Source organism: Algibacter sp. L1A34, from assembly GCF_009796805.1.
GTDB lineage: Bacteria > Bacteroidota > Bacteroidia > Flavobacteriales > Flavobacteriaceae > Algibacter.
In genome coordinates this window covers 3,030,128-3,053,863 of sequence record NZ_CP047029.1, presented here as the reverse complement: position 1 = coordinate 3,053,863, position 23,736 = coordinate 3,030,128, and the positions used below count along the sequence as shown (strand labels likewise).

The window sequence follows — 23,736 nt, the reverse complement described above, 5'->3', positions numbered from 1 at the left end:
GAATTCTTTTAGTGTTAAACATAAACAGACTCTTCTTCATTATCTATAAAGTGTAAAATGTCCAACAAACTCTTTATTATTTCTACTATCATTCAGTTTCACTACATACCAGTAATCTCCAGTAGGTAACTCTTTACCATGATATTTACCATTCCATTTTTGTCCAGCTCTTAATTTAGCTACAACACGACCATATCTATCGAAAATCTCGAAAGTTAAATCATTATAAATAGATGTACAACCTGGGCCCCACTCATCTAAAACACCATCGCCATTTGGTGTGAAATAATTAGTTATACACACATCAATAAACTCAAAATACATTGTTGCAGTTGCTATACAACCATTTCTATCGGTTACAGTTACAGTATAATCTCTAGACTCGTAATATATAAAATCACTAGTACTTCCGTACGATTCGCCGTTTAATGTAAACTCATATGGCTCTACTCCTCCTGTTGCCGTTGCAACAATTTCATTTAAACCTCCTGCTTCTATAGCCAATTCTAATGGTAGAATTTCAGAAATATCAAAAAGCTCTGTACGTTTAATACAGCCATTGGTATGTCTAACATTAACATAGTGATTTAATCCTGCAGGAACATCTAAGAAAATATTACTAGCTTGGTATGATACACCTCCATCTAGAGAATAATCTAAATCTGAAGTATCTGTGATACTTTCATCTACAGAAATTGTCACGGTGTTACTTGATGCATTATCAACACAACCATACTCAATGTTAAGTTGAGGATCTATAAGAACAGATTCTGGGAATGTAATATTCCATTCACTTTCGCAACCTAAGTTATCACGTACGAAAACAATATGATCACCACCTTCTAAACCTGTAAAATCGAATTCTATTTGTGTTGCTGCTCCAGTTGTATAAACACCATCTTCATCATCTAAAACAACACTGTATGGCATTTCACCTCCTGATATTTCAACACTAAATTCACCATCCATATCACCATCACAAACGGCTGGGAATATAGAATTTGGTACAATATTTAATAAGACAGGCTCGGCATCTTCAACCTCAAAATCAATGATTACAAAACAACCTAATTGATCTTGAACAATAGCTTGATAGATTCCCGGTGCTAAATCTTCAAAAGTAGCATCTTCAAAAAAGCGATCTAATCTTGGTGAAATTGCATATTTAATAATTCCAGATCCACCCGTAGCATTTATTTCTAAAATTCCATTATTTATTCCCGCACAAGTAACATTTATAACATTATAAGCAACGCTTAATGGATTTGTTGGTTCAGAAATTGATACAGGAGCACTAATCTCTAAACAGTCGCCACTTTCTACTTCAATTAAATAATCTCCTGCTGGTAAATCTGTAAATACACCAGGACTATTTTGAGTTGGTACTGGACTTATATCGGTTCCAGAAGCATCTTGCAACGTATAAACATAGTTACCTAAACCTCCTTCAGCCTTAGCTATAATAACACCTGTATCATCTCCAGAACAATTAATACTAGCATTTGTAGTATCTAAATTCACCTTTAAATCAAGTAAAGGATCTATAATTATTTCGTTAGATGCATTAGCAAGACAACCATTTGCATCACGCACATAATACATATACGTTCCTGGTGCAGCATCAAAAGTAACCTCTGATACGAACGATCCTATAACTGTTGCAAAATCACTTACGTTACTATATTCATAAATACCAGTTCCTCCAGTAGCACTTAATGTCAATGCTGCACTAATTAAACAAGTTTCCGATGTAGACTTCACTAACGATGCTTGAATATCTGCAGGTTCTGCAATAATGATATCTAACGAAGTTGCGCTACAATTATAACCATCTGTTACAGTTACATTATAAGTTCCTGATGCTAAACCAGAGAATACACCTGATGTTTGTGGTCCCGACGTACTTCCTGTTGGTGAAACCATATTAAGAGAATATGTATAATTACTTCCCTGTCCACCTGTTGTGCTTGTAACGCTAATAGTTGCATTAGAATCACCAAAACAATTTAATGTTGTTATATCTGTACTAGCAACAATAGTTATTGGAGTTGGGTTTACCAATATTACATTAATAGGATCCTCACAACCTTGACTGTCTCGAGCTGTAACGGTATAATCTCCTGCTGATAAATCAGTAAAGTTACTTTCCGTTCCAAAAGGAATTATAACAGATCCTCCTGTATTTGATAATTGATACTCATAACCTCCTGGCCAACCTCCTGTTGCACTAACAGATATAGACCCATCATTATTACCACTCACACATGTAATAGCAGTATGCGTTTCAGCTATTGCTAATGCCGCAGTTGGTGCAGTAATAGTAAAGTTTTTATTTACTGTACAATAAGGAGCATTTGTTAAACTTGTAGTAACACTATAAGTTCCTGCTAAAAGGCCTGTTATTGTAACTGGTCCAGCATTAGTTGTTAATCCTGTTGCTACTGAATTACCTAAATTATCAAATAACTCATAACTAAAAGCACCAGACTCATCGGTTGGATTAGGTGTTCTGTCGATTAAAGTAATATCAACACTACCATCATTATCACTAAAGCAAGTAACGTCTACAATATTATCTATAGTAAGATCGAACGTGAATGGATCGTTTACATAATGTACTTTTTCTATAACACACCCGGTATCGATATTTAAAACGGTCGCTAAGTAATTACCAATTGGTAATCCTGTAAATACACCTGTTGCATTGGTTTGGCTATAAACACCTCCTTTTACACTACCTACAATATCCTCTAAAGTAAATTGTAAATTGGTAGGCGTACCTCCTGTACTTGTTACAGATACCGTTATATCTTCATCATTAGTACATGTAATAGCATTATCAATAGTAATTGTTAAATCATCAATAGAAATAAATGGAGCTACCGTTGCTACAGAAGCGCCTAAACATCCATTATCATCATAAACATTAACTGTATATGCCCCACCTAAAAGATTGGTTATTGTGTAAATATTACTAGAATTAGATTGTACTACAACACCATCGGCATCTCTAATAAATTCATATTTAACAAAATTACCAGATCCACCAGATACACCTGTTACGGTTATAGTTGCAAAATTAGATAAATTGGTATTTACTGTACAAGAATATTCTTGAACCGTTGGAGCAGGAACTATAATAGCCGTTGGTGTTCCTACCGTTACAATTTCTGTGTCAACACAATCTCGTCCAGATGTAACCTCAACAGTGTAGCTTCCAGTTTCTAATCCTGTAAATATATTTGAATCTTGTGCTGGGAATGTTGCTGGTCCTGCAATTATAGCATACTTGTATAATGGATTATTATTCGATGCATCTAAATTAACAGTAATAACACCATCCGTATCACCTATACAGGTAACATCTATTGGAGTTGCTGTAAAGTTAACAGGAGTTGCTGCTTCTAAATTAACAGTAACTGTATTAGTACAGGTAGTTACAGTATCCGTAACTGTAACTGTGTAATTAGTTAAAGCAGATAATCCTGAAAATATATTTCCTGTTTGTGTGATACCTGTTGAAGGATTTATACTGAATGTATAATTTCCAGATCCTCCACTTCCAGATACTGTAATTTCACCATCATTATCTATACAACTAGGTAAAGAAACAATTGTAGAAGAAACATCTAACGCCGCATAAACAGTTATTGGGGTTGCATTTGTAAACGTACAACCATTTCCATCTTTTATTGTTACCGAATAAGTTCCGGCATTACTAACCGCAAAGGTTGTACCTGTTTGAAAACCGTTCCCTATAGAATATTCAAAAGGCACAACACCTGTTGGGTTTGTTACTGTAAATGTATAAGCATCTCCAGTTAAATTACATTGATTTGATGCTAAAGTAGGCACATCTACTGTTGGTAATGGATCTAATATTACAGTAGATGGGTTCGTGGTAATACAACCGTTAGCATCTTTTACATAGACATCCCAAACTAGATCTGTTCCAGAGTTAGTATCTACTGTAACTACATTACTCGTAATATAATCTCCAACTGCTGGAGCTGTTGTTCCTGCTACTACAGCTGCATAAGTATAATTTGCTGTTCCTCCTAGTGGAGTAACTGTTATTTGAGAATTATCTTCGGTACAATATACATTTGTTGAAGTTGTTGTAAAGTCTAAATCACTTGCGGGCTGATCTATAGTAATATCAACCTCATCAAAACAACCTGTAATATCATCTGTTACTCTTACTGTATAGGTACCTGTTACTAAACCAGTTAAATTAATAGTATTTCCTGATTGAGTTAAAGTTCCTGTTCCACTAGTTAAAGTACTCATGTAAGTACCAGCGTATCCTGTTACAGTATATTCAATAGCTCCGGTATTATCTCCAAAACAATAAACATCATTTAATTTTAATCCCGCAATTGCAATATTGGTTACAGGCGGTACAGTATATGATTCTTGATAATAACAACCATTAGCGTCCGTTACTTGAAATAAATAAGTATCTGGTCCTAAACCTGTAAAAGTTCCACTTGAAGCGCCTGATATATTACCTGTAGCACTTGCCGGTGATACTATCTCATAACTTAATATGCCAACACCATCTGTTGCCGTTAATGTTACACTACCTCCCGTTGTATCTAAACAAGTTACCGCGCTTCCTGGTGTGAATACTAAATCCGTTGGAGGATCTAATGCCACTATCGTTATATTTTGAGCTCCTGTTGTACATCCATTAGCATCTTTTACTTCATAAGAAAATGTTTGATCAACTCCAGTATCATTTACCGTTAAGGTATTGCTAGAAGTAAATGTTGTTCCTCCATTAAAACTATATTGATATGGTGCCGTTCCCGTTGTAGGAACCTCAATAGTTATTACTGCAGCTTGTTTTTCATTTGTAATGCTACAACTAAACTTTGTTGCAACAGCCGTGGCCACTAATGCCGTTGGCTCAGTGATGTTTACGGTTACAAAACCTGTACAGTCTTTACTATCTTTTACATAAAACGTATACGATCCTTGCGCTAACCCTGTAAATAATGATGTAGTTGTAAATGTTACATTATCATCACTATAGGTGTAACCACCTGAACCACCAGAACCTGTTAATTGAACCGTACCACTAGAACCGCCATTACAACTAACATCTGTTTTAATTGGTGTTACTATTGGATTAGTTATTGGATCTACTGTTATAGTACTTGTTGAAGTACAAGAATTAGCATCCGTAATTTCAAAAGTATAACTATCTACATCTGCTAAAGAAACCGAATATGTAAATGTTGGACCTGCAATAGGTGCGCTTGCAACACTCGCTACTCCTGCTCCTTTTTGAACAGTATAAGTAAATGGTCCATTACCACCTGAAATAGTAACCGTAATTTCTGCCTCTGGCGTTGCTGAACAATCTAATTCTTTTGTTACAGCAGGTACCGACGTTAATGGCTCATATACTATTGTTGGTATAGGGCTTGTAGCCGTACAGCCATTTGCATCTTTAATTGTAACGGTATAAGAACCCGGTGTATTTATTGTGAATGTTGGGCTCGATTGATACGATGCTCCTCCATTTATACTATACACATATGGTGATACTCCCGATGCTCCGGTTGCTGTAAAAGTAAAACCTGAACTAACTGAACATTGATTTGAAGCCAATGCAGGTGTGGTTACCGTTGGTTCTGGATCGAGTATTACAGTAGATGAATTTGTGGTAATACAACCATTAGCATCTTTTACATAGACATCCCAAATTAGATCTGTTCCAGAATTGGTATCTACTGTAACTATGTTGCTTATACCGTAATCCCCTGCTGATGGAGCTGTTGCTCCTTGTATTACAGCTGCATAAGTATAATTTGTTGTTCCTCCTGCTGGAGTAACTGTTATTTGTGAATTATCTTCTGTACAATATACATGTGTTGCTGCTGCTGTAAATGTTAATGCATTTGCTGGCTGATCTATAGTAATATCAACCTCATCGAAACAACCTGTAATATCATCTGTTACTCTTACTGTATAGGTATCTGTTACTAAACCTGTTAAATCAATAGTGTTTCCGGTTTGAGACAAAGTTCCCACTCCACTTGTTAAAGTAGGTGTGTAAGTACCAGCATATCCTGTTACAGTATACTGAATAGCTCCTGTATTATCTCCAAAACAATAAACATCATTTAATTTTAATCCAGCAATTGAAATATTCGTTACAGGGACCACAGTATACAATTCTTGATAAGTACATCCATTAGCATCAGTCACTTCAAATAAATAATCATCTGGTGCTAAGCCTGTAAATAAACCACTTGATGCGCCCGATACATTTCCTGTAGAAGTTGCTGGTGATAGTATCTCATAACTTAATATGCCAACACCATCTGTTGTTGTTAATTGTACATCACTAGTTAAATCAACACAAGTTACTGGGCTTGCAACAAAATCTAAATCTGTTGGTGGGTCTAATGCTGGTACAATAACATCTATTGGACCTGCAACACATCCCTTGGCATCTTTTATGTATGCCGATACCGTACCAGATGTATATGTGAAATAATTATTAGTTGATGTGTAATTTACACCATCAAAACTATAAGTATATGGTGCTGTACCCGTTCCTACTATTGCAGTAATAGTTACTTCGGCTGCTTGTGTTGCATTACCAGAACCACATGTTAAACCTTGTGGTAAATCACCTGTTCCATCGAGCAATACTGGTTCTGTTATGTTTACTAAGGTAGCAGATGAATCACAATTCTTGCTGTCTCTAACAACTACATTGTATATTCCTGCTGCATTTAATGGATTACCATTAGATGCATTAAAGACATTAGATGATTGGAATGTAGCTCCATTATCTATACTGTATTGGTATGGAGCAATACCATCTATTACTGTTATTACAATACTACCATCTGCACCTCCGTTACAACTCACATTAGTTTGAGTGTGAGTAAATGTAGGAGTCGTTTTTGGTGTAACTATAATGATATTCGATTCTGCTATACACCCTTCATCATCCGTAACTCTAAATTGATAATTCCCATCAACTGTTGCTGTATATGGAGAACTTAGTACCGGATTATAACCAGCACCATCAATATTAACTTCATAAGTGCTGTAAGTTCCTGTTCCGCCACTTGCCGTTAAGGTAATACTAGCATCAACAGTACAAGTTAAATCTTGCGTCATATCAGCATCTAACAACAATTCTGGTTGTACAACATAAGTTGTAGATGCAATACAGCCATTACCATCTTTAATAAACACATCATAAGTTCCAGCGGCATTAATTGTAAATGTATCACTAGACTGATAAGCACCTGCTACACCACCAGTGCCTATACTGTAGGTAACTGGACTAACAGCAGTTGTACCAGATAAAGTAATTGAAATTGGTGGACCTGTAAAACATTGTTGAGCAGGTGATGTTATTGTTGGATCGGTATCTTTGATTATAGTTTTGTCTTCTATTAAAAACTGACAACCATTGGCATCTTCTACAACTATATCCCAAATAGTTCTAATATTGTAATCTAAATTAAGCACATTACTCGTTCCAAAATCTCCTGTTAACGGTGTGAAACCTGGTGCGCCAGCGGCATATTTATATGGGCCTGTTCCTCCAGTTGTTGTAAGTGTAAGTTGAGCTCCTGAATTACAATTAGCATTTATCTCTTTTGTAATAATTGAAGATAATGCTTGAATTGGTTGCCTAATTTGGAATTCTTCTGCTGTTGAGCAGAAAGTACCGTCAACCTCTTTTATATATAAAGTATAATTACCAGCTAATAATCCAGTAATTGTTTCACTAACATCAGCTCCGGTTACTCCTGTTATTGTACCATTTTTTGCTGGTGAAATTGCAACATTTGTTAAATTATCACGTACTTCATAATAAAGTTCTGTAACTGATGCATCATATTGACCAATAGTAAATGAAAGCTCTCCATTGTTGGATCCATTACAAGTAACGTCTGTAGCTACTATAGGATCAATAGTTATAGGAGATATTGTACCTGTTTTTATTTCTAAAAAAGATGGACATCCCCCTGAATCAACAACTTCAAATACATATGTTGTATTTTGATCTAAATTTGCAAATGTATAAGAAGTTGATGATGTTGGCAGAGAAGTTGTTCCTGGTTGCCCATATATTGAATACGTATAATTTGGATTACCTCCAGTAACATTTAAATTAACAGTTGCTCCTGTTAAACAAGATAAAGATGTTGTTTGACTAGTTAATTCCAAATATGGTATAGGTTCTATTCTAAGTTTAGAACTTAAAAACTCACACCCTCGTGCATCTACAATAGTAATATAGTAATCTCCAAAATCTAAATTTGGAAAATTATGTGGAAATGAAGTTGAAGCTAAAGTAGTCGTATAGTTACCTATTTCCGTAAAAGAATTATCAAACAATCTATAAACATATGGAGCATCTCCTCCTGAAGTGATATCCACATCAAAACTACCAGGTGTAACAGAATTACATAAAATTCCATTTGTCACAATTTCAGGAACAATTGGTGCTGGGGACGTTAATGTAACTGTATCTGTTATTTCACAACCTTTAACATCTCTCACAACATAATTATAAGTCCCTGCTGCTAAACCACCAAATGTATTTGATGATACAAACGAACCACCTCCATCAATACTATAAATAAATGGAGCTTCTCCTGTTAATGCTGTTAATTCAATAGAACCATCAGTATCTCCATTACATGTTGGATTTACTAGTATTTCTGAAGCTGTTACCAGAGTTACAGGGGCAACTGTTATAACATTTGTTTCAATATCACATCCATTAACATCTGTTATTTTAAATTGATAAGTACCAGCTGTTGATGTTTTATAAAGTGAACCTGTAATACTTGTATATGTCGATCCGCCATCTGTTGACACTTCGTAAGTGTAAGCCCCATTTCCTCCTGAAGCAGAAATATCTATTGAAGCTTCTGTAGGTATTGAACAGGTTAAATCTTTAGTCAAAATAGCATTTGCCGTAAGTGGTGCATAAACAACAGTTGGCGTAGTACTAAATCCTGTACAACCATTCTTATCTTTTATTGTTACGGTATAACTTCCAGGCGTATTTACCGTAAATGTTGAGCTTGCTTGATAAGAAGCTCCACCATTAATACTATAAGTAAGGGGCGCTAAGCCAGTTCCTGTTGCTGTAAATGTAAAGCCAGTTGAAACTGTACATTGATTTGAAGCTAAAGCTGGTGTAGTAACCGTTGGTAACCCTTCTGTATCAATAACAACAGGGTTTATTTCAATACAATCATTTGCATCTTTTACATAAACATCCCAGCTTAAGTTTGCTGCCGAATTGGTATCTACTGTTATCACACTACTTGCATCGTAAGTTACCGGAGCTGATGCTCCTGTTACTACAGCGGCATAAGTATAACTTGCCGTTCCTCCTGCTGGAGTAACTGTAATTTGTGATTCATCATTTGTACAGAATACATTTGTTGAAGTTGTTATAAAGCTTAAATCACTTGCGGGCTCTCCCACTATAATGTCGGCTGTATCAAAACAGCCAGTAGCGTTATCTGTAACTTCTACAATGTAAGTTCCTGCTTCTACATTTGCTAAGGTTAAAACATTTCCAGATTTTGTAAGTGTACCAGTTCCTAAAGTTCCTGATGTTAATATAAACGCATAATCTCCAACAGTTGCATTTCCTGAAATCGTATAAGTTCCAGATCCGTTATTACCTCCTTTACATGATACATCACTTGTTAATGTACCTGAAACGGCTATAGGTGTTACTGGAGTTATTGTATATGATTCTTGATAATAACAACCATTAGCATCTGTTACTTGAAACACATAAGTACCTGGCGTTAATCCTGCAAAAGAATTAGACGTTTGTTTTCCAACTATTATAGGTGAAGGTGCTATGGTTTCATATTGCAATGTTCCTACACCATCCGTAGCCGTTAAATCTACAGTAGTAGTCGTGGCTAAACACGTTACAGATAATGAACTAAAATCTAAATCTGTTGGTGGATCTAATGCCGTTATCGTTATATCTTGTGCTGCGGTTAAACAGCCATTTGCGTCTTTTACAACATATGAGAAGGTTTGATCTGCCCCAGTATCATTTACCGTTAATGTATTGGTAGAACTAAAAGATGTTCCTCCATTAAAACTATATTGATATGGTGCTGTTCCTGTTGTTGGTAAAGCAATAGTTATTTCTGCCGATTCTTTTGTATTAGTTGCACTACAACTAAATGTTGTGGCATTAGCTGTAGCAACTAAAGCGTCTGGCTCTGTTATAGTTACTAAGGTAGCAGATGAATCACAATTCTTGCTATCTCTAACAACAATATTATAAGTTCCTGTAGGGTTTAATCCATTAAACACATTAGACGTTTGGAACGTCACTCCATTATCTATACTGTATTCGTATGGAGCTATACCACTATCTGCTGTTACTACAATACTACCATCACTACTACTATTACAGCTAACATTAGTTTGTGTAAATGTAAGTGTTGGTGTTGTTTTTGGTGTAACTATAATAATATTAGATTCAGCTATACAGCCTTGACTATCCGTAACTCTAAATTGATAATCTCCATCAACTGTTGCTGTATAAGGAGAACCAGATATCAAATTATAACCTGCACCATCAATATTAACTTCATAAGTACTGTAAGTTCCTGTTCCTCCACTTGCCGTTAAGGTAATACTAGCATCAACAGTACAAGTTAAATCTTGTGTCATATCAGCATCCAACAACAATTCTGGTTGTACAACATAAGTTGTAGATGCAATACAACCGTTACCATCTTTAATACTCAAATTATATGTTCCCGGAGCATTTATTGTAAAAATTGGACTTGCTTGAAAAGCACCTCCAATACTATAAGTTGGTGTGCCAACAGCCGTTCCTGATAACGTAATACTAATAGGTAGCCCTTTATAACATTCTAATGCCACAGGATCTATTGTTGGTATTCCATCTGCAGCAACAACAATATCTAATTTAGTGGTACAGCCTTGAATATCCATTACCCAAACATCCCAATCGGTATTTACTGATGGATCTAAGTTAGAAGTACTACTAAAGGTATAAAGTCCTGTTGGAGAAGTTCCATCTTGAACAAAAGCATAACTATAACCTGGTGTACCTCCAGATGCTGTTACTGTTACTTGAGCGTCAGTATCACAATTTCCATTAACATTACTTGTTACACCAAGTGTTAACGCATCTATAGGTTCGTTAACTGTAATACTGGCAGTATCATCACAACCCGTAGCGTTATCTGTAACTTCTACAGTATAAGTTCCTGCCTCTACATTTGCTAAAGTTAAAACATCTCCTGTTTGTGTAAGTGTACCAGTTCCTAAAGTTCCTGATGTTAATATAAACGTATAACCTCCAACAGTTGCATTTCCTGAAACCGTATAAGTTCCAGATCCGTTATCACCTCCTTTACATGATACATCACTTGTTAATGTACCTGAAACGGCTATAGGTGTTACTGGAGTTATTGTATATGATTCTGAATAATAACATCCATTAGCATCTGTTACTTGAAACACATAAGTACCTGGCGTTAATCCTGCAAAAGAATTAGATGTTTGTTTTCCAACTATTATAGGTGAAGGCGCTATGGTTTCATATTGCAATGTTCCTACACCATCCGTAGCTGTTAAATCTACAGTAGTAGTCGTGGCTAAACACGTTACAGATAATGAAGTAAAATCTAAATCTGTTGGTGGATCTAATGCCGTTATCGTTATATCTTGTGCTGCGGTTAAACAGCCATTTGCGTCTTTTACAACATATGAGAAGGTTTGATCTGCCCCAGTATCATTTACCGTTAATGTATTGGTAGAACTAAAAGATGTTCCTCCATTAAAACTATATTGATATGGTGCTGTTCCTGTTGTTGGTAAAGCAATAGTTATTTCTGCCGATTCTTTTGTATTGGTTGCACTACAACTAAATGTTGTGGCACTAGCTGTAGCAACTAAAGCGTCTGGCTCTGTTATAGTAGCACTAACTGTATTAGAACAATCCTTACTATCCTTTACATAAAAGCTATATGTACCAGCTGCTAAACCTGAAAACGTGTTATTTGTTGTAAAAGTTACATTATCATCACTATAAGTATAACCTCCGGAACCTCCTGAGCCTGTTAGCGTAACTGTTCCGTCGGCACTTGTGTTACAAGTAACTTCCGTTTTAGTAGCCGTAACTGCTGGTGTTAATAAAGGATTTACGTTAACCTCGTTTGATGCAACAATACATCCTCTATCATCGGTTACTTCAAATTGATAAACACCATCTGTAGTTGGATTTAAGCTGAAGGTATTCCCTGTTAAAGTAACAGTTCCTGTTCCTTGTAATAAGGTTACTGTATATGGTGCATAACCATCAGAAATAGTTCCTGAAATTTCTGCATCTGGTGATGTGGTACAATCTAATTCTTTTGTTAATTCTACAACTACTGAAATTTGTGGAGCAATAGTTTCTGCTGGTAAAACTACCGTACAACCATAAGCATCTCGCACTGTAATTATATAATTACCTGGTGCTAAACTCGTAAAAGTATTACTTGATTGAAAAATACCACTATTAATACTATATTCATATGGTAATTCTCCGCCCAATGCATCAACTATTAGTGATCCACCTCCAACGGGATCATAACAAAAATTAGAGGTTGTATTTATAGATGCTGTTGGTGCCGCAGATCCCGATAAATTAAGCGTTGTTGTAGCAACACAATCGTTAGAATCTGTAGCTCTTATTGTATAATCTCCTGAAGGTATATTAGATAAAATACCATTACTTGGAAAACTATCTACTAAATTTAATGTTGCAGTATCTAACAACTCATAAGTGTAACCAGCTGTTCCTCCTGTTGCTGTTGCTGTAACTGTAGAACCTGTAAGACAAGTTATTGGTGTTCCCGAAGCACTAACTTCTAAAAGGGCTGGTGCTGTAATAGTTTCAGAAAACGGAAAACTACACGTTTCATAACGCACTATAACATCATAGCTATCTGCTGCTAATCCAGTAATAGTATAAGGTGAAGTCATTTGAGTTGTCCAAGTAGTACCATTATCTATTGAATACTCAAATCCTATAGTTGCGTCATAATTTTGTGCTGCAATGCTAAGAGTTCCATCTGAAGCTCCATTACAAGTAACATTTGTAGACCCTGTGGTACTAGATGTAAAGGCCTTTCCTGAATCGATTACAATAGGAAACTCAACTTCTGTTACGCAAGATTTTGGTAATTGATAAACTGTGATATCATCGATGGCAACATCATTACCGTTGTTTACTTGAACATTGGATCTAATAATAAATTTTAAACTCGTATTTGATCCAGGATCAAGAGTCATAGGTGTTTTAGGATAATTCTCCCATTGATTACTTTTTGGAATTTCACCTGTTGAAAAAGAAGAAATTTCAGTACCTGAACCATCTACTAACGCAACAAGTAAATCAGGATTAGCTCCTGATCTACCAGATCTCAATAAGTTTATAGCATAAAGCTCTACGATAATAGGTTGACCAGCAATAATATCATTAATATCCTTTTCATACAAGATTTCTGTTTTCGGTATAGAAGACCCTATATTAACAACTAAAGACCTTCCTTTTTCTGTTGCTGGTGTAGTCGCAGGTGTATGATCTCCAGGTTGAAGCCAAGTACCATATGGTCTTACTATTTCAGCTGTAACAGAATAATCTCCATCCTGAATATTAATTTGACCTTTACATTCTGATCCGACAACTTGCCTTTCAAAACAATAATAGGTTGGGTTTATTCCTGGAGAAGTTGTATCCTCTCCATAGCCGAAAGTTTCATACAATAAATTACTGTAAGTCGTTACACTTTCTAATTTATAATCTACAGTTACTGTATGAGAACCACTTGGAACATTTAAAAACACTGTAGGATCAGCCGTATTAGGATTTTCTACACCATCTAACAAATAATTATAAGAAAAAGAATCTATTTCTGCATTTGTTACCGTTACCGTGGCATCGGCTGTTCCATCACAATTAAAATCAGGATCTGAAACATCTATAGTTGGTGCAACTGGTTCAGGATCTAATGTGATAGATGGCATGGCATAAATACAACCATTAGTATCTCTTATATACAACGTATAAGTTCCTGGTAAAACATAATATTCATTAGTGGTTAACCATGTCGATTGATTATCAAAACTATATTCATATGGTGGGGTACCTCCTTGCGGGTTTGTAATACGTACTTTACCTTCCCCTGAACCTGAAGGTTCACAACCTGCCAATTCAGAAACCCCAGAAGATGCCGTTAAAGCTGTATCTGGTTGGCTTATCGTAATATTTTCTGGAGTTGTAAAACATTCTGATGTACCAAGAGAATATTTAACCATAGTATCATAACTACCTGCAGTAAGATTTGAAAAAACAGGATTAGCAACATAAGTTACTCCATTATCTATACTGTATTCTAAAGTATACCCATTAGCATTAGTAACGTTAAATTCAATTTCTCCAGAATCATAACCATAACATAAAATATCTGTTTCAGCTATAGTATAAACTGGAGCCGGAATATCTTCCACCGTAATAGATGTTGTTGCACTACAGTTATTTGAATCTACAACCATAATATCAAAAACACCAGCAGACGTTACATCTATTGTTGCCGAACTTTGGAATTCCGTTGTACTATTAATAAAATAGAAATATGGTGCAGTTCCTCCTTCTGGATACACGGTAATTTCTCCATCAATACACGTTAACGGGGTTGTTAATGCCGAAGTTGCTGTTAATAAAGGTGGATTTATAATTTCTACAGTCTCAGAAAATGTACAACCATCTTCCGAAGAAACATTAACCGTATAAAATCCTGGATTTAAGTTTTCGAACTTATAACTATTTTCATTAATTGGCCCTACACTGTTTACTAAAGTTAAACCGCTATAAAGCGTAAAGAAATACTGCGGACGAACATCATTCGCAGCTAAATTAATATTTCCTTTATCACCATAACAAAGCGGTTGTGTAATTATAGTTGAACCTGTAAAATCACGCTCACGAATTTGAATATCTGGAACAGTAAATATACACGGGTTTGGTGATACACCTACTTGTCTAATATAAACAGTATAAAAATCTGGAGTTGAAATAGGAAACACATTACTCGATTGGTAGTTTGTTCCATCAATACTATATTCGTAACCACTAGGTACTCCCCCAACTACAATTTCACCTGTAGTTGTACAAAAAATATCACGTGATGTTGTATTTGGTTCCAAAATATTTTCATATACATTGAAATAATACTGATTAAAACAACCTCCTGTGTAATTTAAGGTTAACCTATATTGTCCAGCAGTATCGGCTGTAAAATTTGGTCCAGTTTCTACTTGATTCCATGTACACGTATCACTTTCATTAGCACAGTCTTGGTTAGTTACAGCATCGCAACTAGCCTCGTCCAATTTCTCCCAAATCATTGACGATGTATCGGAAATTCCTGTTTGAATAACCGTTGAATCATTTGCTCCACATAGAAAAATATTTGGTAATTCTTTTCCATCATTAGGACAAATTACAACTTGATCGGCATAAGGAAGCACAGGATTATTAACCGTTGTTCCAAAATTAACAACATTAAATACTTGATTTATAGATTTACAAGGCGCTACTGCTTCATTATAAACATAATAAGTTCCTGTTTCAGTAACGCTTATAGATTGCGTATTTCCAATAACTGGAGTAAGTGAAGGACTGGTAGACCATGTATAATTATTGTAACCATCGGCAGCCACTAATTCTGTAGTTGCTCCACAAAGAGTTACTTCTTCTTCAAAGCTACAATCATTTATATCTGCTAAAAAATTGGTAGCCTTAGGGTTTAATAAACACCCCGTATTTTCTGAAAAACTAGGGTCATCAGAAATAGTGAAAAGTGGATTTAACGTACCATTATAAGTTGCATATGCCTGATTATCTACTAAATTAGAACATGCGTCACTAAGTAAACTACAAGTTGAAACCACCCTTACTGAAAATCTAATTTCTCCAAGAGGATCGTTTTCCTCAACAGCCGATTCGTCAATTTGAAAAATTAACTCTCTCGTGGCCTCGTCATAACTTTGGACAGTAACACCTGGTGGTAGAGGTGCTAAATCCGCTGGATAATCAAACACAATATTTTGTGGTAATATATCTCTAATAATTACTTCTGTCGCGTTATCGTTTCCTGTATTTTGAAAACCAATAACGTAATTTAATTGATCACCAAGTTCTACTATTTCTCCTCCTATATTAGTTCCTGTATCATTTTCAACAATTTTGGTAAGTACAATTTTAGGTTCAATAATTTCGACGGCTAACGCGAAAAAATATTGAAAATATGTATCTCCACTACTTTCCAATCGTATAGTTGCATTTGTGGCATTATTTGCTATAACTCCATTCCCGGGGTTGGGCACATTCATAATACCAGTATCAAAACCTAATGTATTTGTACTGTTTGGGTTTCTATTATTAACAGGTAATCCGCTTAATTGCGTTACTGAACTATTAAAGAAATTCCAACTATTTCTATCTGTTGACGATAAACTAGAACCGTTAATTCTAAGTCTATCACCGTTAATTGGTTTATCACCTTCCAAAGTAGCAAAGGCTAAATTTGCACGAACAGGTGCTGGTGCAGGAATAGTTCTAAATCCTGAAATAGGAATATCTAAATTTACCGAGGTACTAATAGCACTAAAACCATCAAAACTCGTAATCGATTTTCCTGGTAATGTAGGATCTTCATAAACAATAAATAACGACCAACCTGCAGAAAAGCCTGTACCATTTCTTGGGGTAAGCGAAGCCGATCTACCTTCCTCACTAGATACATTTGCAACCGTGTAAGTTCCTGTATTATTAGTTATACCTGTAACTATACTTGTAACATCCGCATAACAAGAATAAGGGTAACTACTCCCTGTAACTAAAGTGCCATTTGCATCATAAATAATTTCTCCCGTAATATCATTATAACCGCCTTCTGGTCCTTTAAATTTTATATCAGTAATAGGAGCCGTTCCTCTTGAAACAGCACCCCAATATAAACCAGCATGAATAATTTTGTAGCAATCAATATTTGGGATTACTAAATCTGCACTCGTGGAACTAAATGTAGAAGCATCTCCATCTATATCAATATAACGCATATTAACGTTATGATTATACGTGCTATTATTATTAAAGGCATTATTATCTGGACCTAAAGTATTATTACCAATTAAAACTATATCCCCTTTAAGATCTTGATCGAATCTTGGAGTAAAATTCACATAATTTTGTGCAAAAGCTTGAAAACTGAATAATAGTAGCAATATTGCTAAGCCTTTGTTTAAATAAGTAGTTTTTTTCATGATAGTTCTAGTTACATTTATTTTTCATTTTAAGGCTATGAAAAATAAACAGTATGCTTGTTTTTTTTTAATTCTCTATTTTAACCATTGACATTCTACTATCGTATGGTTTATTGTTTCTGTTTAGTAAAACTCTTGATGCCATTTCGATATCATCAAATTTTTGATAATAAATAAAATAGTTACTACTATTAACATCATAAAAGAAATCAATATTTGATTGTCCTGCAGCCACTGCTTTGGCTAAAAAAGCATCTCTTTTAGCAACATCACTATGTACGGCAACTACCAAATAATATCCGCTTTCCACATTATCTACTCCTTTCATAATTTGAATATTACTTAACTTTTTACCAAAATCGAAATCACTTTCTGTTAGCGGTTCTGTACTAACTTCTGTATTATTTTTAATTCTAGCTAAAGCTGCTCTATCCTTCTTAAATCGATCCTCCTCATTTTCATAATCAGCTTTTTTAATACGACGTTTTCTTTCAATATCTGTTGCTATTTTAATACGCTCAAGTGTAGAAACTAATCTTTCCTTCGTTTCTTTTGCTTCTTTTTGTTCTTTATATAGAAGCTCAATGGCATCTAAATAAATAATATTAAGAGGGTCGTCTTTACTTTTAACCTTTTTACGTCTCTGGTTGTATAAATCTTCAATCTCTTTTATTTTATCAGTTCTTGCACTTATAACATCATCAACCTCAATCTTTAAGGCTTCTAAAGCTGCATTTTCTTCAGAAACACGTCTAAATGGTTTTGGAGGGCTAACAATACCTTTATCTCTTAAATCATTTTCCTTTTTCAAATCATCAAGATCTTTTTGTTTGCCAGCCGTTTTTTCATTTAATCGGCTTAATAAATCCTCTTGTTTTATCTTAGATGCATCGGTTAATTTCGTTATATCAATCATCGGTTGTGGCGTAACTACAGCCACAGGTTGATTTTCTAAAGCTTTAGCTTTTTCATCTGCTAATTGTTTTGCTCTTGCAATTTCTTCAGCTTTAGCTTTTTCATCCGCTAATTGTTTCGCTCTTGCAGCTGCTTCTGCTTTAGCTTGCTCTTCTGTCAATTTATTTGCTCTTGCAACTTCTTCAGATTTAGCTTTTTCTTCTGCTAATTGTTTCGCTCTTGCAATTTCTTCTGCTTTAGCTTTTTCATCCGCTAATTGTTTTGCTCTTGCAACTGCTTCTGCTTTAGCTTTTTCATCTGCTAATTGTTTCGCTCTTGCAACTGCTTCTGCTTTAGCTTGCTCTACTGTCAATTTATTTGCTCTTGCAACTTCTTCAGCTTTAGCTTTTTCATCCGCTAATTGTTTTGCTCTTGCAACTGCTTCTGCTTTAGCTTTTTCATCTGCTAATTGTTTCGCTCTAGCAATTTCTTCTGCTTTAGCTTGCTCTTCTGTCAATTTATTTGCTCTTGCAACTTCTTCTGCTTTAGCTTTTTCATCTGCTAATTGTTTCGCTCTTGCAACTTCTTCTGCTTTAGCTTTTTCTTCTGCTAATTGTTTTGCTCTTGCAGCTGCTTCTGCTTTAGCTTGCTCTTCTGTCAATTTATTTGCTCTTGCAACTTCTTCTGCTTTAGCTTTTTCTTCAGCTAATTGTTTCGCTCTCGCAACTTCTTCTGCTTTAGCTTTTTCTTCAGCTAATTGTTTCGCTCTTGCAACTTCTTCTGCTTTAGCTTGTTCTTCAGCTAATTGTTTCGCTCTTGCAACTTCTTCTGCTTTAGCTTGTTCTTCAGCTAATTGTTTCGCTCTTGCAACTTCTTCTGCTTTAGCTTGTTCCGCTGTTAATTGTCTAGCTTTAGCAACTTCTTCCGCTCTAGCTTGCGCACTTGCTAATTGTTTTGCTCTTGCTGCTTCTTTAGCTTGTTTCGCTTTATATAATTTGTATGCTAATTGATTTGCTTTAGCTACTCTTGCCGTTTTAGCTTTTTCTCGTGCTATTTCTCTCGTTTTAGCAACTTCTTCTGCTTTAGCTTTTACTTCTGCTATTTTTTCAACTTTTCTTTCTTCTTTTACTTCGGAACTTGCTACTCTATTATTTCTAAATTTTTCTTTATCACTTTCACTTGTTTTAGCTGATTGTTTTGAAGCTGATCGTTTTGGTTTATTTGATGGAGAAAAAAGTGAAGTTTCTTCCTCGTCATCACTATAATCATATCTAAATTTCTTTTTGAATTTATAAGCCAAAGTAATTTCATGAGAATTACCAAATCCTGACAACTCCCCCATAGATTTCTCGTAATTATATTCTATTGCTATTGAATTACTTACATTTAAACCTAATCCTGCCGAAACACCATAAAGCGTATTATATCCAACTTGTGTCCATATACCTTTAGGCATAGCAAGCATCATAATTCCAGATACTACAGTTTCATCTTTTTTAAACTCCGATCTCACTAAACCAGAAAATTTACTTTCATCAAAAAAACCACGACTTTGTATATAGCCCGTGTACATAATATGACCTTGAACACTTTGCTCTGGATTTTCTTCAATAAGTTCGGAAGAATTCATATTATATGAAACCAAATTATTAATAGCAACACCAAAATCTAAGAATTTAGTTCCATAATTAAGCCCTGGATTTATTGTAATAACTGAGCTTTTTTCTATATTATTTAATGCTGAATCAGGATAGTTAGAAACAACTTTACCTTCATTTATACCACTTTGATAAAATGCTATATTAGTACCAAAAGTTAAATTACTGTCTCGATTAAGAACAGCATTGTAAGCAAAATTCAAAACACCGCCAAAGTTAGTAAATACACCAATGTTTTGCTGAAATAAACCAATACCGGCTCCAATATTTTCACTAAACCGGCCAGAATAACTTAATAAATAATTCTCAGGAGAATTTTCGAATTGAACCCATTGCCTTTTATTGGTAATACTTATATATTTATTTTGTTCCCGCACAAAACTAAATGTAGGATTTAAGGCATATTTGTTGAATTTTAACGAATTCCTAACAGGTAATGCAAACGCGGCAATATCATTCTCTTGAGAATAGACCTGAGTAGTTAAACACAAAAATAAAACGGTATGTAGAATATACTTTTTCATTATCTAATAACAGTTATCGATCCTTTATGTATTTCGTTATTTTCGGTCGTAATTATGTAATAATACACTGGATTTATACTTTTAAATTCTATTTGATTTATTGGCCAGTTATTTTGATAATCATCGGTCTTAAAAACTATTTTACCTTGCGGACTAAATATCAACACTTTAGCATTTGTGCCACTAACATAAATTTTAGGAATTACCCAGGTATCATTTTCACCGTCATTATTTGGGCTAATTATATTTGGAATTTGCTCAACATCCGGAAATGGATCTATTTTATCAGTACCTGTCTTTTTATTTACTTCAAACGAAAATGTTTTTGTTGAAACACATCCCGTTGTTTGTAATACTTCAACCGTGTAATTACCAGATTCAGTAGCTTCATAACTAATACCTGTAGCGACAGATGTTTTATCTAAATACCAATTAAATTGAGGATCTGTTGCTGTAGTTGTAACATTAATTTCTAAAGTTTCATTTGCTTCAATATCGTTATACTCTGGTACATCAATACTTGCAGTAAAATCGGTATTTACTAAATCTATAGTTGCACTGGATGAACAACTTCCTAAGCTTACATTTACTAAATAAGTTCCTTCTACATTTGTTGTATACATTTGTTCCGTAGCCCCAGTAATTTCAACATCATCTAAAAACCATTGATATGTATCACCCTTAATAGCCGTTAAAATGGTTGGTCCGTCGCTAGCACAATATGGAATTTCTAAGCTGGAGTTTATAGTAAATGTTGACGCATCAAGCTCAACTTCATCTATAGTAACACGATTTGAATATGAATTTGAAGTACAAGTTCCATAATTAGTTTCTACAAAATATATACCTGGAGAATCTACTTCCAAAGTATTACCGTAATCCACAAAAACTGAAGTTGATGGGCCTGTTTCTTTAAACCATTTAAAGGTAAGTGATTCATATTTTAATGGTGAATCATTTTTATCATCACCAGGATTATCAATAGTTAACAGGTAACTCCCTGATGAACAATAAGATCCAGTTGCAATTAAATTATTAATAGTAAATGGTGAATCTTGAATTTTATAATATGCAGCAAAAGCATCGGAAGCAGTACTTGAAACCGCTGGTTCGGTACTTTTTATTTTAATTTCATAGCCTTCGCCTGAAGTGGTTGTAGGCAAAGAAAATGTTAATGTTGCTGGTGATACTGTTACACTTCCTGCTTCTGAAACATAAATAGTAGATGCTGTTGAAAAATCGCCGTTTTCGTCGGAAAGTTCTATTTCAAACTGATTTGATGCATTTGATCCTATATCTGAAGAAAAAGTAAACGTAACATTGTAGGTATTAAATGACGGACTCGCACAAGCCTGAGTAAAACCAAGCATTGGTTTTCCTATTTGAGCACTTACTATTTGCGTAAAACTCAAAACAAAAAAAATAAAAACATTTAAACGTCTCATTCTATAGTAATTTATGTTTATAAATAAAGATCCTCAAATAATTAATATTTCAACACCTTATATTAAAGCTGAACAAAACCCCTAAAAAACGAAGGAGCCAAACAGCTAAATAACAATAACTTAAGTATTTTTAAAACTTAAATATGGTAGATTAAAAAAATATTAGTCCATATTAACATCTTGTACTGAAGTAATTTCATTAATTCTTAAACGATAATCAGGCATACGCTCGTCTCTTATATTAATAAATGTTTCTGAATTTCTGCTTTTAGCATAAACATTAAAAAAAGAAGAGTTCCCGTACCAGTTTTCTAGATCTTCATTATTAGAATTATGCTCAACAAAAATGTTTCCATTACAATTATTAAAATACATATTGCTAAATTTTATTTGATCTAGGCTTTCCTGATTAATATTTATCTTCTCTTCGAAAATAACTGCCGGGTTAAAACCAGAGATTACAGTCTTACTCATTTCTAATGATGTATTATAAGCAACAAATACAGCTTCCTTTACCAAACCTTTTTCTACATCGGCTGCTAAATTTTCACTATTATTAATCATAGTAACATTTTTTGCGACTACAGATGTTCCGGGCTTAGAAAAATCGACATCAGCAATATCGTCATAAGCCAATATTTGAAAACATCTAGACCCTTCACTACTTGAAATATAAGGAGACCTTATTGCTATTGAATTAAATAACTCACATTGTACACCATAATTAAATTTAAAATCATTACTACTTGTTCTATATGATACTACTTTTTTCAAAATGACATCACCTCCCCAAACTTCAATAGCATCACCACCAGAATAACTCATCATAATATTTTCTAATACAGTTTGGTTTCCAACACCCGCTAGCAATAAACCATTTAAATACCCAGCACCTTTAATTCGTTTACCAGCATATTCAATTCTAACATATCGTAAAATACCCGAGCAGCTTTCTGCATTATCGCCTCCAAAACCAGTATATGCATAATCTTTTGTAGCTAAACCAGGAAAGAAGGACACTACTGAACCATTACCAAATTTATTTGTTGGAGCATCACCAAGTATAAATATTCCTCCCCAATCTCCAGCTCGCTTTACACTTCTATTTGAAGTAAAAACAATAGGATCGGTTTCTAAACCTTCTGCCACTATAAAAGAGCCCTTAGCAATAGTAAGTGATGCTTTAGTATCGTAGTCGCCAATTATTACTGTACCAGGTTCAATAGTAAGTGTTGCATTGTTGGTTACAAAAACACTACCTATAAGTAAATAGGTGTCTCTTTTGTTAAGAGTTAAGTCTTCGGTAATGTTACCTGTTAATATTTTATTAGGTTCTCTGTAGTTAGATTGTTTTGGATTGAACTCCGTCCAATTCTCTAACCAGTTGTTATCACCTATTATTCCTTTTTCTTGTTGAGCAAAGGCACTACCAAACAGAAACAAAAACAACAGTAATTCTAAAGTAAACTTTTTCATAAGTAATTAAATTTTAGGCTTGGAACAATAAAATTGCATAATAATTTCCTCAAAAATACAATATTTATCCTATGAAAAGACATCTTTTATCGACGAAATGCTTTTTTAAGTAGTTTATTAACTGCTTTTTATCGACGAAATGCATCTTTCAGCGCCAAACAATTGATAATCAGTAAGAAACAAAAAAGCAGCAAATCCGATATCTTTAGTCTTTTTTTTAAAAAAATAAAAATTAAACTCATTAATTCACTAAAAAAAAACAAGAAATATACTACATAAGCTTCTCGTTTCCGCTTAATTTAACCGAGTTACATTTATAGACACCCATTCTCAATTAGAATATGTAAATTAGCACACATTTTA

Annotated in this window: 4 protein-coding genes; all 4 read right to left on the bottom strand. The window is 34.5% G+C overall.

Annotated features, from left to right (window positions below; translation table 11 throughout):
• Nucleotides 1–39: 39 nt before the first annotated feature.
• Nucleotides 40–17,376, bottom strand: coding sequence for a T9SS type B sorting domain-containing protein (locus tag GQR97_RS12865; RefSeq protein WP_158849022.1), 17,337 nt, complete (start codon nucleotides 17,374–17,376; stop codon nucleotides 40–42).
• Between the two features lie 67 nt (nucleotides 17,377–17,443).
• Nucleotides 17,444–20,452: a PorP/SprF family type IX secretion system membrane protein gene (locus tag GQR97_RS12860; protein WP_158849014.1), complete on the bottom strand. Its 3,009-nt coding sequence runs from the start codon at nucleotides 20,450–20,452 to the stop codon at nucleotides 17,444–17,446.
• Nucleotides 20,452–21,897 (bottom strand): gliding motility-associated C-terminal domain-containing protein, encoded by a 1,446-nt coding sequence (locus GQR97_RS12855; RefSeq protein ID WP_158849012.1) that lies wholly within the window; start codon nucleotides 21,895–21,897, stop codon nucleotides 20,452–20,454. Before GQR97_RS12855 ends, GQR97_RS12860 begins: the two co-directional genes overlap by 1 nt.
• A 162-nt stretch (nucleotides 21,898–22,059) precedes the next feature.
• Nucleotides 22,060–23,373 (bottom strand): hypothetical protein, encoded by a 1,314-nt coding sequence (locus tag GQR97_RS12850; protein WP_158849010.1) that lies wholly within the window; start codon nucleotides 23,371–23,373, stop codon nucleotides 22,060–22,062.
• Nucleotides 23,374–23,736 lie beyond the last annotated feature (363 nt).

Bases quoted from the DNA above. Each gene is read 5' to 3' on its own strand.
- GQR97_RS12865 (WP_158849022.1), bottom strand. From the start codon at position 17,376: ATGAAAAAAACTACTTATTTAAACAAAGGCTTAGCAATATTGCTACTA.
- GQR97_RS12860 (WP_158849014.1), bottom strand. From the start codon at position 20,452: ATGAAAAAGTATATTCTACATACCGTTTTATTTTTGTGTTTAACTACT.
- GQR97_RS12855 (WP_158849012.1), bottom strand. From the start codon at position 21,897: ATGAGACGTTTAAATGTTTTTATTTTTTTTGTTTTGAGTTTTACGCAA.
- GQR97_RS12850 (WP_158849010.1), bottom strand. From the start codon at position 23,373: ATGAAAAAGTTTACTTTAGAATTACTGTTGTTTTTGTTTCTGTTTGGT.